This is a genomic window from Halorubrum kocurii JCM 14978 (assembly GCF_000337355.1).
Classification (GTDB): Archaea; Halobacteriota; Halobacteria; order Halobacteriales; family Haloferacaceae; genus Halorubrum; species Halorubrum kocurii.
Genome location: NZ_AOJH01000068.1, coordinates 116,986 through 133,005 on the forward strand (window position 1 = coordinate 116,986; position 16,020 = coordinate 133,005).

General features: G+C 69.8%; 20 protein-coding genes and 2 tRNA genes. 10 read left to right on the forward strand and 12 right to left on the reverse strand.

What is annotated here, in order from left to right:
• Positions 1-12: 12 nt before the first annotated feature.
• Entirely contained in the window at positions 13-489 is a 477-nt protein-coding gene (locus C468_RS10930; protein WP_008848950.1) for a DUF7382 domain-containing protein, read from the reverse strand.
• 153 nt (positions 490-642) lie between these two features.
• On the opposite strand from C468_RS10930, the gene C468_RS10935 reads away from it, so the two are divergent.
• The 4 genes from C468_RS10935 to C468_RS10950 are packed head-to-tail and all read left to right on the forward strand — an operon-like array spanning position 643 to position 2,920.
• Complete coding sequence (locus tag C468_RS10935) at positions 643-1,809, forward strand: ATP-binding protein (protein WP_008848951.1); 1,167 nt, start codon at positions 643-645, stop codon at positions 1,807-1,809.
• A 19-nt stretch (positions 1,810-1,828) separates the two neighbouring features.
• Positions 1,829-2,176 (forward strand): fluoride efflux transporter FluC, encoded by a 348-nt coding sequence (locus tag C468_RS10940; protein ID WP_008848952.1) that lies wholly within the window; start codon positions 1,829-1,831, stop codon positions 2,174-2,176.
• On the forward strand, positions 2,173-2,532 hold the full coding sequence (locus tag C468_RS10945; RefSeq protein WP_008848953.1) for a fluoride efflux transporter FluC: 360 nt from the start codon (positions 2,173-2,175) through the stop codon (positions 2,530-2,532). The genes C468_RS10940 and C468_RS10945 overlap by 4 nt, the downstream gene beginning before the upstream one ends.
• Positions 2,533-2,584: 52 nt before the next feature.
• Positions 2,585-2,920, forward strand: coding sequence for a hypothetical protein (locus C468_RS10950; RefSeq protein ID WP_008848954.1), 336 nt, complete (start codon positions 2,585-2,587; stop codon positions 2,918-2,920).
• Between the two features lie 41 nt (positions 2,921-2,961).
• Here C468_RS10950 and cca read toward each other — a convergent pair whose 3' ends face one another.
• Positions 2,962-4,350, reverse strand: coding sequence for a CCA tRNA nucleotidyltransferase (cca, locus tag C468_RS10955; protein ID WP_008848955.1), 1,389 nt, complete (start codon positions 4,348-4,350; stop codon positions 2,962-2,964).
• 173 nt (positions 4,351-4,523) lie between these two features.
• On the opposite strand from cca, the gene C468_RS10960 reads away from it, so the two are divergent.
• The 3 genes from C468_RS10960 to C468_RS10965 all read left to right on the forward strand — a co-directional run bounded on the left by C468_RS10960 (position 4,524) and on the right by C468_RS10965 (position 5,256).
• Positions 4,524-4,596, forward strand: a tRNA-Asn gene (locus C468_RS10960).
• 76 nt (positions 4,597-4,672) lie between these two features.
• Complete coding sequence (locus C468_RS17570; protein ID WP_008848956.1) at positions 4,673-5,149, forward strand: group I intron-associated PD-(D/E)XK endonuclease; 477 nt, start codon at positions 4,673-4,675, stop codon at positions 5,147-5,149.
• Positions 5,150-5,180: 31 nt separating this feature from the next.
• A tRNA-Ile gene (locus C468_RS10965) sits at positions 5,181-5,256 on the forward strand.
• Between the two features lie 44 nt (positions 5,257-5,300).
• Here the strand turns inward: C468_RS10965 and C468_RS10970 are convergent.
• Both C468_RS10970 and C468_RS10975 read right to left on the reverse strand, forming a co-directional pair.
• Entirely contained in the window at positions 5,301-6,164 is an 864-nt protein-coding gene (locus tag C468_RS10970; RefSeq protein WP_008848957.1) for a TIGR01548 family HAD-type hydrolase, read from the reverse strand.
• Between the two features lie 74 nt (positions 6,165-6,238).
• A complete protein-coding gene (locus tag C468_RS10975) occupies positions 6,239-6,736 on the reverse strand; it encodes a UPF0146 family protein (RefSeq protein WP_008848958.1) in 498 nt (165 codons plus the stop codon).
• A 39-nt stretch (positions 6,737-6,775) separates the two neighbouring features.
• On the opposite strand from C468_RS10975, the gene C468_RS10980 reads away from it, so the two are divergent.
• The 3 genes from C468_RS10980 to ygfZ all read left to right on the forward strand — a co-directional run bounded on the left by C468_RS10980 (position 6,776) and on the right by ygfZ (position 9,051).
• Positions 6,776-7,297 carry an archaemetzincin family Zn-dependent metalloprotease gene (locus C468_RS10980; protein WP_008848959.1) on the forward strand — a complete coding sequence of 174 codons (522 nt, stop codon included), beginning with the start codon at positions 6,776-6,778 and terminating at the stop codon, positions 7,295-7,297.
• Between the two features lie 161 nt (positions 7,298-7,458).
• Positions 7,459-7,758, forward strand: coding sequence for a DUF6432 family protein (locus C468_RS10985; RefSeq protein WP_008848960.1), 300 nt, complete (start codon positions 7,459-7,461; stop codon positions 7,756-7,758).
• A 132-nt stretch (positions 7,759-7,890) separates the two neighbouring features.
• Positions 7,891-9,051 (forward strand): CAF17-like 4Fe-4S cluster assembly/insertion protein YgfZ, encoded by a 1,161-nt coding sequence (ygfZ, locus tag C468_RS10990; protein ID WP_008848961.1) that lies wholly within the window; start codon positions 7,891-7,893, stop codon positions 9,049-9,051.
• Between the two features lie 311 nt (positions 9,052-9,362).
• Here ygfZ and C468_RS10995 read toward each other — a convergent pair whose 3' ends face one another.
• From C468_RS10995 to C468_RS11025, 8 genes are all read right to left on the reverse strand, one after another.
• A complete protein-coding gene (locus C468_RS10995) occupies positions 9,363-10,538 on the reverse strand; it encodes an inorganic phosphate transporter (RefSeq protein WP_008848962.1) in 1,176 nt (391 codons plus the stop codon).
• Between the two features lies 1 nt (position 10,539).
• Positions 10,540-10,668, reverse strand: coding sequence for a DUF7859 family protein (locus tag C468_RS19120; protein ID WP_008005173.1), 129 nt, complete (start codon positions 10,666-10,668; stop codon positions 10,540-10,542).
• A gap of 364 nt (positions 10,669-11,032) precedes the next feature.
• Complete coding sequence (locus C468_RS11000; protein WP_008848963.1) at positions 11,033-11,551, reverse strand: metallophosphoesterase; 519 nt, start codon at positions 11,549-11,551, stop codon at positions 11,033-11,035.
• A gap of 278 nt (positions 11,552-11,829) precedes the next feature.
• Positions 11,830-12,813: a replication factor C small subunit gene (locus C468_RS11005; protein WP_008848964.1), complete on the reverse strand. Its 984-nt coding sequence runs from the start codon at positions 12,811-12,813 to the stop codon at positions 11,830-11,832.
• Between the two features lie 93 nt (positions 12,814-12,906).
• Complete coding sequence (locus C468_RS11010; protein WP_193788256.1) at positions 12,907-13,161, reverse strand: hypothetical protein; 255 nt, start codon at positions 13,159-13,161, stop codon at positions 12,907-12,909.
• A 50-nt stretch (positions 13,162-13,211) separates the two neighbouring features.
• Entirely contained in the window at positions 13,212-14,135 is a 924-nt protein-coding gene (locus C468_RS11015) for a DUF5995 family protein (RefSeq protein WP_049912182.1), read from the reverse strand.
• Positions 14,136-14,216: 81 nt separating this feature from the next.
• On the reverse strand, positions 14,217-15,164 hold the full coding sequence (locus tag C468_RS11020) for an electron transfer flavoprotein subunit alpha/FixB family protein (protein ID WP_008848967.1): 948 nt from the start codon (positions 15,162-15,164) through the stop codon (positions 14,217-14,219).
• Positions 15,164-15,952 (reverse strand): electron transfer flavoprotein subunit beta/FixA family protein, encoded by a 789-nt coding sequence (locus tag C468_RS11025; RefSeq protein ID WP_008848968.1) that lies wholly within the window; start codon positions 15,950-15,952, stop codon positions 15,164-15,166. Before C468_RS11025 ends, C468_RS11020 begins: the two co-directional genes overlap by 1 nt.
• Between the last annotated feature and the right edge of the window lie 68 nt (positions 15,953-16,020).

A 16,020-nucleotide genomic window follows, 5' to 3' on the forward strand; every position in this document is an offset into this window, starting at 1 on the left:
CTCCGGGTCTGATCACTCCGCGACCACCAGCACCTCCGTGTTCCCGCGCTCGTCGACGTAGTCGCCCTCCGCCGGCGGTTTCACCTCGACGGTGAGGGTACCGTCCGGCTGGTTCGGACCGAGCTCCGGGGCGACGTCGACGGTCGCAGTTCCGTCCGACCCTGTCGTCGCGGTGGCGACGCCGTCGATCTGTGCCGACCCGCTCCGGACGATCACCGTCGCGTCCGCGACGCGAGAGCCGTCGGGATCGAGGACGGCGATGTCGATCGACTGCTCGCCCGGCGTCGTCACCTCCGGCTCCGGCTGCGCGTCGAGCTCCGTCGCGGACAGCCCGTCGATGTCTCCGATCATTCCCATCATCACGCTGAGGCTCGCGACGCCGACGACGAGGGCGATGACCAGCCTGACTGGCAGGCCCTCGATGGCCCGACGATCCGCGCGAAAAGATCGGTCGTTGGCGGTGCGTCCGTCCCGTTTCGAGTGGGGCATATCGTCGGTGGCCGCGGTATCTCTGATAAAAGGTGGGACCCGTCGGTCGAGCGCGCGACCGCCCCGCGGCTCGGCCGGGTTCGACCGCCCGACCGGGGTCGCGCCTCCGCGTCCGTCCCGGAGTTTTTGTGCGATACCGGGACCACCGCGGCTATGTACGTCCTCGGACGCGATTCCGGTCCCGACGGCGGAGTCGAGAACCCCTGCGCGGACAAGAAGATCGACGCCGACCGACCTCCGACGGTCCGCTTCGGGTCGTTCCTCGCGCGCGACGGCAGCGCCGGGGCCGCGGTCGGCGTGGACGCCGACGGCCCGCACGCCGGCGTCGTCTTCGGTAAGCGGGGGACCGGGAAGTCGTACACGCTCGGCGTCCTCGCGGAGGGGCTCGGGGCGACCCCCGGCGTCGCGCCGGTCGTGATCGACCCGATGGGCGTCTTCGATGGACTCCGGGCCGCCGGCGGGCGTGTCATCGAACCGCGGGTCCGCCCGGCGGCCATTCCCCCGGAGGCGTGGCCCGACCTGCTCGGCCTTGACCCGGCGAGCGGTCCGGGGAGTCTCGTGTGGCGCGTCGTCGCCGACGCCCTCGACGCCACCGACGCGGTCGCTTCCGGAAGCGACTCGGAGCGCTCGGACGAGCCGCCGTCGATCGCGGGGCTCCGCGACCGGGTCGACGCCGCGGACGCGCCGACGGCGGACCGCCGCGCGGCCGCGAACCATCTGCGGCTCGCGGCGTCGTGGGGCGTGTTCGACGCGGACGCCCCCCCGGTTTCCCGTCTCGTCAGCGACGGGGTGCCGACGGTGCTCGATCTCGCCGGGATCCCTGACGCGGCCGCGGCCGCGGTCGTCAGAGCCGTCGCTCGCGGGCTCTACGACGCCCGGATCGACGGGGAAATCGACCGACTCCCGTGGCTGCTCGTCGACGAGGCGCACGCCTTCTTCGACGGCGTCGCCGACCCCGCGCTCCGGACGCTGTTGACGCGCGGCCGTGCGCCCGGCGTCTCGCTCGTCTGCGCGACACAGCGGCCCGGCGCGCTGCCGAGCGTCGCCGTCTCGCAGTCGGACCTGCTCGTCTCCCACCGGCTCACCGCCGAGCGCGACCTCGATCGGCTCGCCGAGGCGGAGGCGACCTACCTCCCCGGCGACCTCGCCTCGCGGCTCCCGTCCGAGACCGGAGAGGCGCTCGTCGTCGACGACGCGACGGAGACGGCCCACACCGTTCGAGTCCGCGAGCGCCACACCCCGCACGGCGGCGGGAGTCCACGCGCGAGCGAGACGGAGGCCGCCACGGGCGCCGCCGCGAAGTCCGAAGGCCCAAGATAGCCGCCGCCGACGCCCCGGTATGGAACGGACGCCGCTGGGGTTCCTCCTCGTCGCGCTCGGCGGGTTTCTCGGGGCCGTCGCCAGGTACGGGGTCGACGTCGCCGTCGGCGACGCGACCGGGGTCGGAACCTTCCTCGCGAACGTCCTCGGCTCCTTCGCGCTCGGGCTGTTACTCACGCGCGCCGCGAGCCGTGAGACGCAGCTGTTCGTCGGGACCGGCGCGCTCTCCTCGTTCACCACTTACAGCACCCTCGTCGCCGATGCCGTGTCGCTCGGGACGACCGTCGGCGCCGCGTACGTCGGCGCGAGCTACGCGGCCGGCTTCGCGGCCGCCGCGGCCGGGCTATTCGTGGGGGGACGACTGTGACCGACCCCCTGCTCGCGGCGGTCCTCGTCGGCCTCGGCGGGTCGGCCGGCGCCGCGAGCCGACACGCGGTCGGGCTCCGAGTCGAGGGGCGTTTCTCGGTCGCTGTCGCCAACGCGCTCGGGAGTCTCGCTCTCGGCGCCCTCCTCGCTGCCCCGACCGGCTCGGAGGCGACCCTCTTCGCCGCCGTCGGGTTCTGCGGCGCCTTCACTACGTTCTCCTCGTTCGCCGTCGAGACGGTGTCGACCGCGGCGGACGGTGAGGGCCGCATCGCGGCCGGGTTCGCGGTCGCGAACTTCGCGGCGGCGCTCCTCGCGTTCATCGTCGGCGCGGCGGCCGGCGGCACACTCGTCGCCTGACCGCGAGTCGAGAAGCGACAGGTACAGAGGGGTCCGGACCGTACCGTCTTGCGTGACTGACGACGCCGAGAACCGGGGCGACGCCGGCGGACCCGCAGGCGCCGCCCCGCCCGCCGATGTCCCCTCCGGGGGCCCCGACACCTCCGACGACGCCGACGTTCCGGTCGATTTCGGCGACCTCTCGCTCCCGCAGCGCGCGTTCGTCGCGGCCGTTCAGAACCCGACGCGGGGGATCGTGATCGTCGGCCTACTCGCGTTCGCGTTTTCGTTTTATATCGCCTTCTGGTTCGTCTTCCCGCAGGTCGCGGCGTTACTGTCCGCGGTCGGTGTCGTGCTTGTCGGTATCGTCGCGCTCGTGTACTTCGTCTCCGGTCGGTTCTCGCGGTAGGTTGTCCTCGCGCTCCCGGTTCTCCCGTCCGCTCGCGCGCCTCAGGGATGCGGCTCGTAGAACTCCCTGAGCGGGACGCCGAACGCGGGCGCGAGCGTCGCCACCGCGTCGCCGACCAGCACGTCTCGGTCCGCGAACTCCCGTTCCACCTGCGCGCCGAGCGCAACGTCGCCGGCCGCGTCGCTCTCGAGGTACTCGCGGACCGTCGTGAACTTCCGTTCCCGCTCGACGACGTACCGATCGCCGTCGATGAACGGGCCGTAGGTCTCCGGATCGACGTCGTCGGCGTACGATTCGTAGAAGCTCGCGGCGTGTTTCCGCACGGCGACCGGCGGTCCCTCATGGCGCGTGACGGCCGGTCGCTGCGCGACCTCCAGCTCGGCGTACAGCGCCGCGCGCCCGGAGTCGCCCGGATCGCCGTCGGGACCCGTCGCGTCCGTCATCGCTCGGGCGCGGAGCACGTCGAAGCCGCGCTCGTTCAGCCCCCGCACGATACCGTCGACCGACCGCCGGAGCTGCGGCCACAGCTGGTCGTCGACCAGATCGGGCGCGTCGAACACGACCGCCACGGGCGTCGTTCCCCGCCGGTCGAGGTGGTCTCGGACGTCGGCAGGACCGAGAGGAGTCGTCGCGATCGGGTCGAACAGCCCCTCGCTCGGTGTCGCGAGCAGTTCGCGGGCGTAGTGCTGGAAGCGCGCGAGGTTCGCGGCCGAGAGGACGGCCGCGACGTTCCGCGTCGGGTCGGTCGGATCGACCACGACGAGCGGATCGTCGAAGGTCCGTTCGGCGTGCCCCTCGGGGTCGAACTCCACGGGCGGGTGCCAGCTCCGCGCGGATTCCACGAGGGGGACGAACCCGCCCAGCTCCAAGACGAGCAGCTCGGTGAGGTATCCCGAGAACCCCTCGGTGCGGAGGTCGCTGCCGTACGCGCCGATCCCTTTTAAAAACGCCTTCGCCAGCACCACGTCGGCGGCGAGGTCGTCGTCCAGCCGCGCGGAGAGGTACGCGTCGTGAAACGGGGTCCGGTCGACGGCGGAGACGAGGTCACCGGCGGCCTCCACGTCGTGGCAGGGGACCAGGTCCACGTCGAACCCCTCGTGGTTGCCCTTCACGTAGGGGTGTTCCGCGTACTCCTCGTGGCCGTCCGGGAGGACGGCGTGACCGACGGCGAGCCCGTACTCCTCCAGCTGTTCGCGGTCGAGGTCGGCGTCGAACCGCACGAAGAGATCGATGTCGCGGTCGCCGGAGACCCACGTGCCGCGGGCGGTTGATCCCACCTGCACCACGTCGGCGTCGACGGGGAGCTCGGCGATCGCCTCCCGCGTCCGGTCGATGAGCTCGGCGGCGACCGTTCGCAGGCGGTCGCGCTCCCCGGGCTCGGGCACGACCCGGTCGCGAACGCGCGACAGCACCGCCTCGAGATCGTCCATGGGACCGGCTTCTCGCGGTCCGGCCGAAAACGTGTCGGTAACGGGGCGAGTGGCACGCTCCGGGAGTCGATCGGGCGACGCCAGACCGCCGAGATCGGGGCGCGGTAACCGATCGCACCCGAGTCGGGCGGAAACGAAAGCCCTATCAAAACAAGTCGAGTACCCTGAATCGAGCCGAAGTAGCTCAGTTGGTAGAGCGCCTCGCTGTTAACGAGGCGGTCCCAGGTTCGAGTCCTGGCTTCGGCGTCTCTTTCGGCTCCATTCTCGGCTACACTTTCACTTGATGGCAGGCTTATTTTGTGTATCTCCTCTTTCGTCGAATATGTCGAATCGGAGCGAGCAATTTGCTTCACTTGAGGAGCCACAGAAACGCGGCCAAGCGGCCGAAGCAATCGTAAAATCGGAACTTGTGAGTTACGGAGTCTCTGTTTTGCTCCCTGCCTACGATAATGAGCCGTACGATATTGTGATTGAACTGGGGGACGATTTTCACCGTATTCAAATAAAAACCGCTTTTGAAGCAACCACCGACGGAGCAGTCCGGTTCCGAACACGGAGTACCCGGACAAAGAGTTCAGGATATGAGCGGGAGGGATACGAAGGATCTGTCGATTTTTTCGCAGTCTATGCTCCCATGTGTGATGAGACGTATTTGATACCTATCGAAGATGCTGGTAACACGCAAATGACGATTCGATACGAGCAGTCGAAAAATAACAACGTCAAAAACATCAATTGGCATGAAGACTACCGTTTTGATGAGGTACTGCCTTCGCTCGGTTCTAACCCGATAAGATAAAGAGGAACCGAGAGAGACCAACCGATGCGAAGGGCCCTTAGCTTAGTCTGGCTTAAAGCGTTCCGCTCATAACGGAATGATCGCTGGTTCAAATCCTGCAGGGCCCATCCTTTCCGGTGAACCACTCTCTAGCCACGGGTGTGAAACCGATCTACTCCAACAACCCGACCAGTTCGTTCACATCTTCGACCACGGCATCTGCCCCGTTCTCGGCGTATTTCCGGCGTCCCTCCTCGCCGGTCAGCCCGCCGGTGAGGACGCCGATCCCGTAGTAGACGCGGCTCGCGTCCTCGTCGTCGGCGTTGCGCGCGGTCCGCACATCGTCGAGGGTGTCGCCGGCGAAAGCGACGCGCTCGGCGTCGAAGCGCTCCGCGAGCTCGACGAGCGCCCGCGGATGCGGCTTCCCCTCCTCCCAGTCGTCCATCGTGAACCGGCGGTCATCGGGCACGTCGAGGCCGACGCGCTCCAAGGCGATCTCCGCCTCGGCGGCGGGTCGGCCGGTCAACACGCCCACGTCGAACCGCTCCGTCAGGTCGGCGATCGTCCCAGGGTCCACCAGGGTCGGCTCGTCGTGGATGTACCCCGGCGCCGACAGCGGGGGCTCGCCGTCTTCGAGCTCGCGGTACAGCTCCTCGCCGAGGTACAGCGCCTGAAACGTCTCACGGAGGCGGTCGGTGTCCCACTGGTCGCGGACGCGCGCCTGCGCGACCCGAGGGAGGTCGCCGACGACCGCCTTCGCGGCGTCGAGCCCGCCGCCGCCCTCGGCGACCCGGTCGGTGAAGGTCTCGACGTCCATCCCGAGCCCCTCGCGGCGGGCCAGCACGTAGAGGGCGGCTGCGTCCGTCAGCTCCCAGTCGTTGTTGAACCCGCCGGCGTCCTTGAACGACTGGACCGCCTCGCGGTCGATCGTCTTGCCACACACTCGTTCGACGGACTCGATGATCGCCCGCCGGTAGGAGTCCGCCACGTCGACCAACACCCCGTCGATGTCGAGGACGACTGCGTCGACCTGCATACCCGTACGCCGACAGGAGCGGGAAAGAACGTTCGGGTTCTCGCCGAACTGGCCGCCTCTCCGTCCCCGTCGTTTCACTCGGGGCCGGACGACCGCTCTCCGCGCCCGGCGTCCCGAGCGACGTACAACGGGGTTCCGCCGACGGAGCGCCGGCGGACCGGGACGACCGGCTCTTCGAACCCGAGGGTGGTGAACGCGCAGGCGGCGTTCAGCCGCTCGGCGAGTGCGACGGTCGGACGCTGGAGTTCCGCCGGGAGGTTACACGCGTACACCGCGTCGACCGAGCCGTCGACGTCGGCGAGCGGTCCGACGTCGCGCTCGCCCGTCCCGGTGTCCGCGAGCGCCAGCACGTCCCCGCGCCGGGCGCGGAGCGAGCCTTCCACGCCCTCGTCTTCGGCGGCGCGCGCGGCCGCCAGCGTTCGCTCGCCGGGATCGACGTCGACGGCGACGACGCGGCTGCCCCGTTCAGCCAGCGCCTGTGCGACCGCTGGACGGTTGCCGACGCCGACCTCGACGAGGCTGTCGTGGTCCGCTAGTTCGTCGACCAGCGCACGACGGGACGGTGAGACCACGGCGCGGGCTTTATGATTGCGGCGGTCATAAGCCGTTCCATGCTCGTGGACATCGTCCCAGTCGGGGAGGTCACCCCCCGCGTGAAACGCGAGGCCTCCGCCGCGCTCCGCTCGGTATACGACTGCGACGTGACGGTCCACGACGACCAGCCGATCCCCGAGACGGCCTACGACGAGAGCCGCGAACAGTACCGCGCCGAGGACCTCATCGAGACCGTCGGCCGCGTCGGCGGCGGCGACAAGAACATCGGGATCACCCCGCGCGACCTCTACTACCGCCGCCGAAACTACGTGTTCGGGCTCGCGTACCTCAACGGCAACGGCTCCGTCATCTCGACGCACCGACTTCGAACCTCCTCCGACGGGGGCGTCTCCACCAAGCCCGCGGTCGACGTGTTCGCCGACCGCGTCCGGAAAGAGGTCGTCCACGAGATCGGCCACACGCTCGGGTTAGAACACTGCGACAACAGCAAGTGCGTCATGTCCTTCTCGCCGACCGTCCGCGAGGTCGACGTGAAAGAGGAGAACCTCTGCGGGTCCTGCTCGCGCCTCCTTCGTTGACATCCTCTCCGCCCTGAAGGGCGAAGATTCCCACGGCACCGCACCGCAGAGGGCTTTCTCCTCGCACCTCCGTAAGCGTCCCCTGAGCGAGGCCCCCCGAGAGTCGGGACGCCTCGGTTCCCGCCGGTAGACGTAAACCGTATCCTGTCCAAGTACGGCGTATGGCCGCAAAGCCGGAGTACCGCGACCGGCCGGACGTCGAGGTCGCGCTGTTGGACGCGCTCGTCGACCGCGGCGACGAGGGGATGACGGTGCTGGAGCTTCGCGCGGCCGTCGACGCGGACATCGACGCCGTCGAAGAGGCCCTGTCGGCACTGAAGGCGGACTCGCTCATCACCGTGGAGAGCGAGGAGCGGGTGCGCGTGTACCCGCACGACCGCGTCGTCCCCGATCCCGACGAAGAGATCGACGACGGCTCGAAGACCCTCGTCGACGCCGTCCGCGATCGGCTCGGACTGTAACGCCTTGCCTCGCACCGACCTCGTCCGGCCTCGCACCGATCTCGTCCGGCGTGCGTGCGAGAGACGAGGAGTCGACTGTTCACGCCCGCCGAAGCCAGCGACCTTTTGGCGCTCCCCCGACTCCGTACGCGTATGACTCTCGTCTCCGACACTCACGGCGCCCACGGCGCGGTGTACCGCGACCGCGGCGGTCGCCGAGTGGTCGATCACTACAGAAAGCCCGAGCGCGTCGGCAAGGCAGTCCGCAACGTCGTCGGCGCGATCGAGATGGGGTACGGCGTGCTCGCAGTCACGGGCGAGGACCGCGTCGAGTTCGTCGACAACGCCGTCTCCAACCGGATCCCCGATGAGGACGGTCAGGGCGTGTACGCGCTCCTCCTCGATCCGCAGGGCGGCATCGAGACGGACATGTACGTGTACAACGCCGACGAGCGCCTGCTCGTGTTCCTGCCGCCGGAGCGGACTGAAGCGGTCGCCGAGGACTGGGCGAGCAAGGTGTTCATTCAGGACGTGGCGATCGACGACATCTCCGACGGAATCGGCGTCTTCGGGGTCCACGGCCCCAAGTCGACGGAGAAGATCGCCTCGGTGCTCGGCGGGCCGGGCGCGCCCGAGGAGCCGCTCTCCTTCGTCCGCGGGTCGATGGTCGACGCCGGCGTCACCGTGATCGCGAGCGACGCGCCGCTGGGCGAGGAGGGGTACGAGGTCGTCTGCGCGGCCGAGGACTCAGAGGAGGTGCTCGACACCCTGCTGAACCGCGGCCTCAACGCGGCCCCGTTCGGCTACCGGACGTGGGACGCGCTCTCGCTCGAAGCCGGCACGCCCCTCTTCGAGTACGAACTGGAGGGGGCGGTGCCGAACGTCCTCGGGCTCCGCAACGCCCTCGACTTCGAGAAGGGGTGTTACGTCGGCCAAGAGGTCGTCTCCCGCGTCGAGAACCAGGGGCGACCGAGCCGGCGGCTCGTCGGGCTCGACCTCGACGGCCTCGCCGACGCGACCGCCGAGATCGACGGCGACGCCGATCCGGAGGGGTACGACGAGGTCTTGCCGTCTCCCGGTGCGGCCGTCTTCGACGGCGACGAGGCGGTCGGCGAGGTGACTCGCGCGGCCGTCGGCCCCGCCGCGGGCGACCCGATCGCGTTGGCGCTCGTCCGCTTCGACGCCGACCTCGCCGACCCCACCGTGCGCGTCGACGGCGAGGAGGTCGCGGCGACGCGCGCCGACCTCCCCTTCGCGTCCGTCGATGGGAGCGCGCAGTCCGCGCGGCTGCCGACGTACCCGAGCGACGAGTAGTCGCCGCGGTCGCTGTTGCGGTCGGCGCGCGCTCGTGAGCGGCCTGAAAAGGGCGCGAACGATACCATGCGACGAGGCTGGGGAGGCGTGAAGCTGCGTTGCGGTTGCGGTCGGGTGGGACTCAAAGGGGCAGCCGCGAGGACGAAGGCGGCCGCAGCAAGCACCGCAAGGAGGGAGCGTCAGTGACTGACTGAGGAGCGCAGCAAGGCCCCCGAGTCGTCGCGGCTGGGGCTTTGGCGGTGTTCGCCGTCGATCCGCTAGCAACAGTCATCTATAAGGAACCATCTACTGGCTAACGACCCGGCCAGTCCTCAGAGCACGAACTGCACGGCGGTGTACACACCGAACCCGAGCACCAGTGACCCGACGAGCGACGCGATCCACGCGAACACGGTGTACCCCATCTTCGACCGGCTCACGCCGGCGTCGCCGGCGGCGTAGCCGGCGCCGACGATGGCCGAGACGATGATCTCGTTGAACGAGACCGGGATCCCGAACGCGACGGCGGTCTGTGCGATCGCGAACGACGGGATGAGCGCCGAGATCGACCGACGCGGTCCCATCGAGGCGTAGTCCTGTGAGATCGCTTTGATCATCCGCGGCGCGCCGGTCCACGACCCGATAAGGAGCCCCGCACCTCCGCCGACGAGCAGGGCCCACAGGGGGACTCCGACGTCGCTGAAGATCGGGACGAGCGGGCCGATCGCGAGCCCGACCTGCGAGCCGCCGGCCGAGAAGGCGACGAGCCCGCCCATCGCGAGGAGGAACCGCCGTTGGGCGCCCGCGCGGTCGCGACCGAGGTCAGCGTACACCGCGACCGCGACGACCGCCGCCACCGCGGCGGTGACGAGGGGCGTGCCGATCGCGCCGACTCCGAGCCCGGGTCCGACCGCCTCCGACAGCGACGCCTGCTCGCCCGCCGGTCCGAGCAGCGCGAATCCGACGTTCGCGACGATCGCGCCGACGAGCCCGGCGAGCCCGGCGGTGAGCGCTCGCTCCGGGAGCCGCTCGCCGATGAGGCCGCGCGCGACGACGTAGGCGACGCCGCCGCCGACGAACGGCGTGAGCACCCACAGCGTGAGGATCTCGGTGTACTTCGGCCACGCCGGATCGCCGCCCATCGCGAGTCCGACGCCGACCACCGCGCCGGTGACGGTGAACGCGGTCGCGATCGGGTAGCCGGCGAACACGCCAATCGCGACGAGCGCGGCCGCGGTGAGCAGCGCGACGATGGCCGCGCCGGCGGTGAGCGTGATGCCGCCGATCAGCTCTGTGCCCACCGCCTCCGTCACGTTCGCGCCCTGCAGGATCGCGCCGAGCAGCCCCAACACCCCGACGACGAGTCCCGCGCGCATCACCGAGATGGCGTTGGCCCCGACCGCCGGGGCGAACGGCGTCGACCCGGAGGAGCCGGCGCCGATCGACCACGCCATAAAGAGGCTCGCGGCGGCGGCGACGCCGAGGGTGGCGACAGTTACGACGGCCATGTTACCGCTGCCCGTCGTCGTACCCTTCACGGAGCCCCGTCAGGGTGCGCCGGACGAGCAGGAATCCGAAGAAGAAGAACCCGAGCAGAGCGACGAGGATCACGACAAACAACGGTTCGACCGGGAGCATACACTCGAATCCGTCGGCACGGTGTTATGCGTTTCGGGAGGCGGGTCGTCCGCGGGGTCCGATCGCTCCTGACCCGTGACTAAAACGCGCCTTTGTCCCTAAGCTAGCTATAAGCTATCACCGGCACAAGATGTTGACGCGACCCCCGCTTCGGCCCTCACCCCCCACGATCGGTCACGCCCCGGCGAGCCGCGCCGACCCGCGAAACCTGTCCGCTCGGGTCTTTCCCCGCTCCCTCCCCCTGCCTCCCGGCGTGACCGACGGGGCGGGGCGTCGCGTCCGCCCGCCGACACCCCTCCCCCTCCCCCGTTCGGCGGGCGTCACTGCTCCGGCGAGCGACCGCGACGACCGGCGGACACACCGACTACGGCGCGATCCGGAACTCCTCGAATACCTCCCCGGCCGGCGTGACGAGCCGCCCGTCAAGCGCGGGTTCCCCCTCCGAGTCGGGTTCGAGCTCCGCGTGCGCCGGTCGGTTCCCGCGGGGCTGCGCGTGGCTCCCGGGGTTCAGTATCGGGAGCGCGCCCGAGTCGTCGAACCGGGGCCGGTGGCTGTGTCCGCAGATCACCGCGTCGGCGTCCCGCTCTCGACCGAGCATGACGAGCCCGGTGTCGCCGCTGCGGTGTCGGTGGGTAACGGTGAACCGGACGCCCGCGTACTCGGCGGTCAGCACTTCGGGCAACCGGTCGCGGACCGCCGCGTCGGCGTTGTTGCCGTAGACGGCCCGCAGCCTCCGGGCGGCCGACTCGAACCCGTCGAGCACAGGCTCGCGGTAGAAGTCACCGGCGTGAACGACGAGGTCGGCCTCGCGGACCGCCTCCGCGGTCCGGCCCTGCAGCTTCGTCTCCTCGCGCGAGTGGGTGTCCGAGACGACGACGAGCATACTCGCCGTCGGTGCGCGCCCGGCTTAAAAAGCGCGCCCCGGGACGACGATCCACCTTTATAAACGAACGCGTCGCGGTGGCGCGTCGTGGTGGCGCGTGCCACCGAGCGCCCCACGGGCGCGAGGTGCACGCGCGAGGGAGTCGCTGGCGGCGGCAGCCGCCAGCGACGAGGCTGGGGAGGCGTGAGGTTGCGGTCCCGTGAGCGACCGAAGTGAGCGAGCAGGAATAGGGCGAGACAGATCCCCCTCAAACCGCTCCGAGTGTCCTCTGCGAGCGCTTATTCCTCCAACGAGAGCGACGCGAGCAGCGACTCCAACTGCACCTGCTCGTTCGCGCCCTCGGCGATCCGGTAGTCCGCCTCGCCGATCCGCTCCATCAGCGCGACCGCCTCGCGCTCGCTCAGGTCGAACTCCCAGACGGAGCGGTGGAGCTGGTCGATCACGTCGCCGCCGGCCATTCCGGTCTCCGTGAGGAGCTGATCGAGGGTCGCCCGCGCTCGGGTGAAGTCGCCGTCCAGCGCGTTCGTCACCATCGACTCGATCTCCTCGGGCCGCGCGGTCGCCGTGATCGCGTACACCGCCTCCTCGTCGACCACGTCGCCGGTCGTCGCCGCCGCCTGCAGCGAGTTGATCGCCCGACGCATGTCGCCGTCCGCGGCGTACACGAGGGCGTCGACGCCCGCGTCGGTGACCTCGATCCCCTCCGCGGCCGCGATCTCGCGGGTCTGCGCGGCGACCGCCGCGTCCGAGAGCGGCGAGAAGCGGAAGACGGCGCACCGCGACTGGATCGGGTCGATGATCTTCGACGAGTAGTTACACGAGAGGATAAAGCGGGTGTTGTCGGAGAACTGCTCCATCGTCCGGCGTAATGCTGACTGGGCGTCATCCGTGAGTGAGTCGGCCTCATCAAGGAACACGATCCGGAAGTCGCCGCCGAACGACGACCGAGCGAACCCCTTGATCCGGTCGCGCACCACGTCGATGCCGCGCTGGTCGGAGGCGTTGAGCTCGAGGAAGTTCCCGCGCCAGTTGTCGTCCCCGTACACCTGGCGGGCAATTGCAGTGGATGCGGTGGTTTTACCAACGCCAGCAGGGCCTGAAAATAAAAGGTGCGGGATGTCGTCCTGCTCGATGTAGCTCTGGAGTCGTTCGACGATCTCCTCCTGCCCGTGAATGTCGTCGAGCGACTGCGGCCGGTACTTCTCGATCCAGATCTCCCGACCGGTCGCGGTCGCAGCCGTCTGCTCGTCGGCCTCGCTCATGCCGGATCGGAGGGTCGGCGGGGTGATAAACGCCCCGAGAACGGGACGCGTCGAGGCGCGGAGGTGGGGGGTTCGCGGCGGCGCTCCCCGGCGTCAGTCCCTCCGCGAGAGCCGCTGCAGCTCGTAGGCGAACACCCAGACCCCCATCAGCACGCCGACGGGCACGACTACCTCGGCGATCTCCCGCGAGACCGGCAGCTCCGCGACGTCGACGAGCAGGTGGGTCGTCGCCGCGGCGACCTGCGCGAACAGCTCGTACTCCTCCCGGATCGTGTTCGTCAGCATCGACCCCACGACGAGCGTCACCATCGCGGCGACGCCGTGGACCGTCCCCCGGATATGTGGCATAATCGTCACATCCGTGACGACCGTCATAGCTGTTTCTCCCCCGGCGTCGCTTACGGGCGTCGCCGGATCGCTTCGCGGAACGCCGACACCGCGTCGACGCCCGCCTCCCGGTCTCGGAGTCGTCCGATCGCGTCCCCGCCGTGGTCCGGCGCGAGCACGACCGCCGCGGCGCCCGTCGCGACGGTCTCGGTCCGCCAGTCGACGTAGCGCTCGCCGGCCCACGGCGGCAGGTCGGCGCGCAACACGGCGTTTCGCCACGCGAACTCCCGGCTTCCCCTCAGCCCGAGCAAGGCCAGCCGATCGTCGAGGGGGTCGAACAGCCGATCGATCCCGTCGATCTCGACCGCGGCGTACGTCCGGACGAGCGCGTCCTGCGCGGCCTGGACGAGTCGGGCGAGAATCGCGTTTATGCGGTCGTGATCCGCGCGCTTGGCGTCGCGGTCGGGATCGATGCCGACGTCGCCGAGCGTGTACGTGAGGTCGTAGGTGATGTGGGCGTTGATGCCGAGCAGGGCGTCCTGCGCGACGAGCGTCTCGCCTCGGGCAGCGGCGGCGAAGGCGATCAGCCACGGGCGCGGGAGCGACTCGAACGCCCGCCGCTCGAACGCGACCACCGCTCGGCGGTAGCGCTCCGCGAAGGCGACGAGGTACGCGGCCGCCCACTCGGGGTCGACGAACGCGCCGTCGTCGATCGCAGTCCGGACGGTCGCCGTCATCCGACTGTACACCGTGAGAAACACCGCGCGTCGGTCGTCGCGGCCGCGGAGGTACGATTCGGTCCGAGCCAGCCGCTCGTCGACGTCGGTGACGGACGCGAACGGCGTCGCGACGAGATCGAGCAGGGCCGCGTCCGGCTCGTCGTCGGCCAGCGCCGCGGCCATCGCGTCGACGTCGAGCCCGACCGTCCGCCGGACCCCAGCGAACAGCGCTTTCGCTTCCTCGGCGGTCGGGACGGTCGCGCGCATTGGGATCATCGTGGGCGACGGCTTGTGCCGTCTCTCCGTCACGTACTCGGGCGGAATAGATGAGCGTTGCCGCCCGGCCCCCGGTTCAGCTCACGCGAACTCGTCGACGAGCTCGGGCACCACGTCGAACAGGTCGCCGACGATGCCGTAGTCGGCGATGTCGAAGATGGGCGCGTTCGGATCGGTGTTGATCGCGACGATCGTGTCCGACCCCTTCATGCCGGCGACGTGTTGCACCGCGCCGGAGATGCCGACCGCGATGTACACGTCGGGCGTGACGACCTTGCCGGACTGCCCGACCTGCCGGTTCTTCGGGAGCCAGCCGTTGTCGACGATCGGCCGGGAGGCGGAGAGGGTCGCGCCGAGCGCGTCCGCGAGCTCCTCGACGACCGCCAGGTTCTCCTCCTCCTCGATGCCGCGGCCGACCGAGACGAGCACGTCCGCCTCCGAGATGTCGACGTCGCCGCCGGCGACCTCCTCGAACCCGGTGACCCGCGCGCCAGACTCGGGCAGGTCGACCTCGGCGGACTCCACCGGAGCGTCGCCGACGCCCTCCGCGGGCGCCCACTCGCCCCCGCGGACGGTGAGCACGAACCGGTCGCCGTCCACGTCGACGGTGGTTTCCACTTTCGAGCCGTACATCTCGCGGGTGACGGTCAGCCCGTCCTCGTACTCGAAGCCGATCGCGTCCGTCACCAGCGGGAGGTCGTGTTCCTCGGCGACGGCGGGCGCGTAGTCCAGCCCGTTGACCGAGTTCGGGATCACGACGATCCCCGCGTCGGTCTCGTCGAGCAGGGCGCTAACCGCGGTTTGGTAGACGTTGTGGTCGAACTCCTCGCCGTTCGCGACCGTGTGGACCGCGTCGACGCCGCTGCGGTTCAGATCGTCGGCGAAGGCGTCGACGTCGCCGCCGATGACGGCGACGTGAAGGTCGCCTCCCCGCGCGTCGGCGAGTTCGCGGCCGGCCGTGATCGCCTCGCGAGAGACCTCCCGCAGCTCCCCGCGCCGGTGTTCGGAGACGACGAGCACGTCGGACATCACGCGCTCACCCCCTTCTCCCGCAGGACCTCTGCGAGGCGTGACGCGCTCTCCCCCGCGTCGCCCTCGATGATTTCGGCGTCGGACTCGCTCTCCGGCTCGTACATCGAGGTGATCGCCAGCGCGCTCTCGACGTCTGCCGCCGACAGCCCGAGATCGGCGAGGTCCTTCGCGTCGATCTCCTTGCGCTGCGCCTGTCGGATGCCCCGGAGGCTCGCGTACCGCGGCTCGTTGAGCCCGGTCTGGACCGTCAGCACGGCCGGGAGATCGACGTCGGTCAGCTCCTCGACGCCCCCTTCGAGCTCGCGGTGGACGTGCGCGACGCCGGCGTCGTCGTCGATCTCGAGGTCGTTGACCACGGCGGCGTGTTCGAAGCCGATCCGTTCGGCGAGCGCGACGCCGGTCGCGCCGAAGCCGGTGTCCGCGGCCTGGACGCCGCCCAGCACGAGGTCGGGCTCCTCGGCCTCGACGACCGCCTCGAACGTCGTGACCTTCGCGGCCACGTCGGAAAAGCCCGCCTCGAAGGCGTCGTCCCAGACCCGCACGGCGCGGTCGGCGCCCTTCGCGAGCGCCATCCGGATCGTCTCCTCGGCGCGCTCCGGCCCCACGGTGACGGCGACAACCTCGTCCGCGACTCCCGCCTCAGACAGCTGAACCGCAGCCTCGACCGCGTAGTCGTCCCACTCGTTGAGGTCGTATTCGAGATCGGACGCCGCGATGTCGGTGCCCTCGATCGCGAAGTCGTCGTCCGGTTCCGCGACCTCCTTGACTGTCACCAGAACTTTCATGATCGATACTCCGTCGTTCGACCTGTAAGAGCTTTCGGAACGCCTCACCGCGGGCTCGCGGTTTCCGC

Coding starts and splice junctions, on each gene's coding strand:
- cca (WP_008848955.1), bottom strand. CDS start 4,350: ATGGACGATCTCGAGGCGGTGCTGTCGCGCGTTCGCGACCGGGTCGTG.
- C468_RS11010 (WP_193788256.1), bottom strand. CDS start 13,161: ATGCCACATATCCGGGGGACGGTCCACGGCGTCGCCGCGATGGTGACG.
- C468_RS11025 (WP_008848968.1), bottom strand. CDS start 15,952: ATGAAAGTTCTGGTGACAGTCAAGGAGGTCGCGGAACCGGACGACGAC.
- C468_RS11020 (WP_008848967.1), bottom strand. CDS start 15,164: ATGTCCGACGTGCTCGTCGTCTCCGAACACCGGCGCGGGGAGCTGCGG.
- C468_RS11005 (WP_008848964.1), bottom strand. CDS start 12,813: ATGAGCGAGGCCGACGAGCAGACGGCTGCGACCGCGACCGGTCGGGAG.
- C468_RS10970 (WP_008848957.1), bottom strand. CDS start 6,164: ATGCAGGTCGACGCAGTCGTCCTCGACATCGACGGGGTGTTGGTCGAC.
- C468_RS19120 (WP_008005173.1), bottom strand. CDS start 10,668: ATGCTCCCGGTCGAACCGTTGTTTGTCGTGATCCTCGTCGCTCTGCTC.
- C468_RS10930 (WP_008848950.1), bottom strand. CDS start 489: ATGCCCCACTCGAAACGGGACGGACGCACCGCCAACGACCGATCTTTT.
- ygfZ (WP_008848961.1), top strand. CDS start 7,891: ATGACTCTCGTCTCCGACACTCACGGCGCCCACGGCGCGGTGTACCGC.
- C468_RS10940 (WP_008848952.1), top strand. CDS start 1,829: ATGGAACGGACGCCGCTGGGGTTCCTCCTCGTCGCGCTCGGCGGGTTT.
- C468_RS10980 (WP_008848959.1), top strand. CDS start 6,776: ATGCTCGTGGACATCGTCCCAGTCGGGGAGGTCACCCCCCGCGTGAAA.
- C468_RS10985 (WP_008848960.1), top strand. CDS start 7,459: ATGGCCGCAAAGCCGGAGTACCGCGACCGGCCGGACGTCGAGGTCGCG.
- C468_RS11000 (WP_008848963.1), bottom strand. CDS start 11,551: ATGCTCGTCGTCGTCTCGGACACCCACTCGCGCGAGGAGACGAAGCTG.
- C468_RS10935 (WP_008848951.1), top strand. CDS start 643: ATGTACGTCCTCGGACGCGATTCCGGTCCCGACGGCGGAGTCGAGAAC.
- C468_RS17570 (WP_008848956.1), top strand. CDS start 4,673: ATGTCGAATCGGAGCGAGCAATTTGCTTCACTTGAGGAGCCACAGAAA.
- C468_RS11015 (WP_049912182.1), bottom strand. CDS start 14,135: ATGATCCCAATGCGCGCGACCGTCCCGACCGCCGAGGAAGCGAAAGCG.
- C468_RS10995 (WP_008848962.1), bottom strand. CDS start 10,538: ATGGCCGTCGTAACTGTCGCCACCCTCGGCGTCGCCGCCGCCGCGAGC.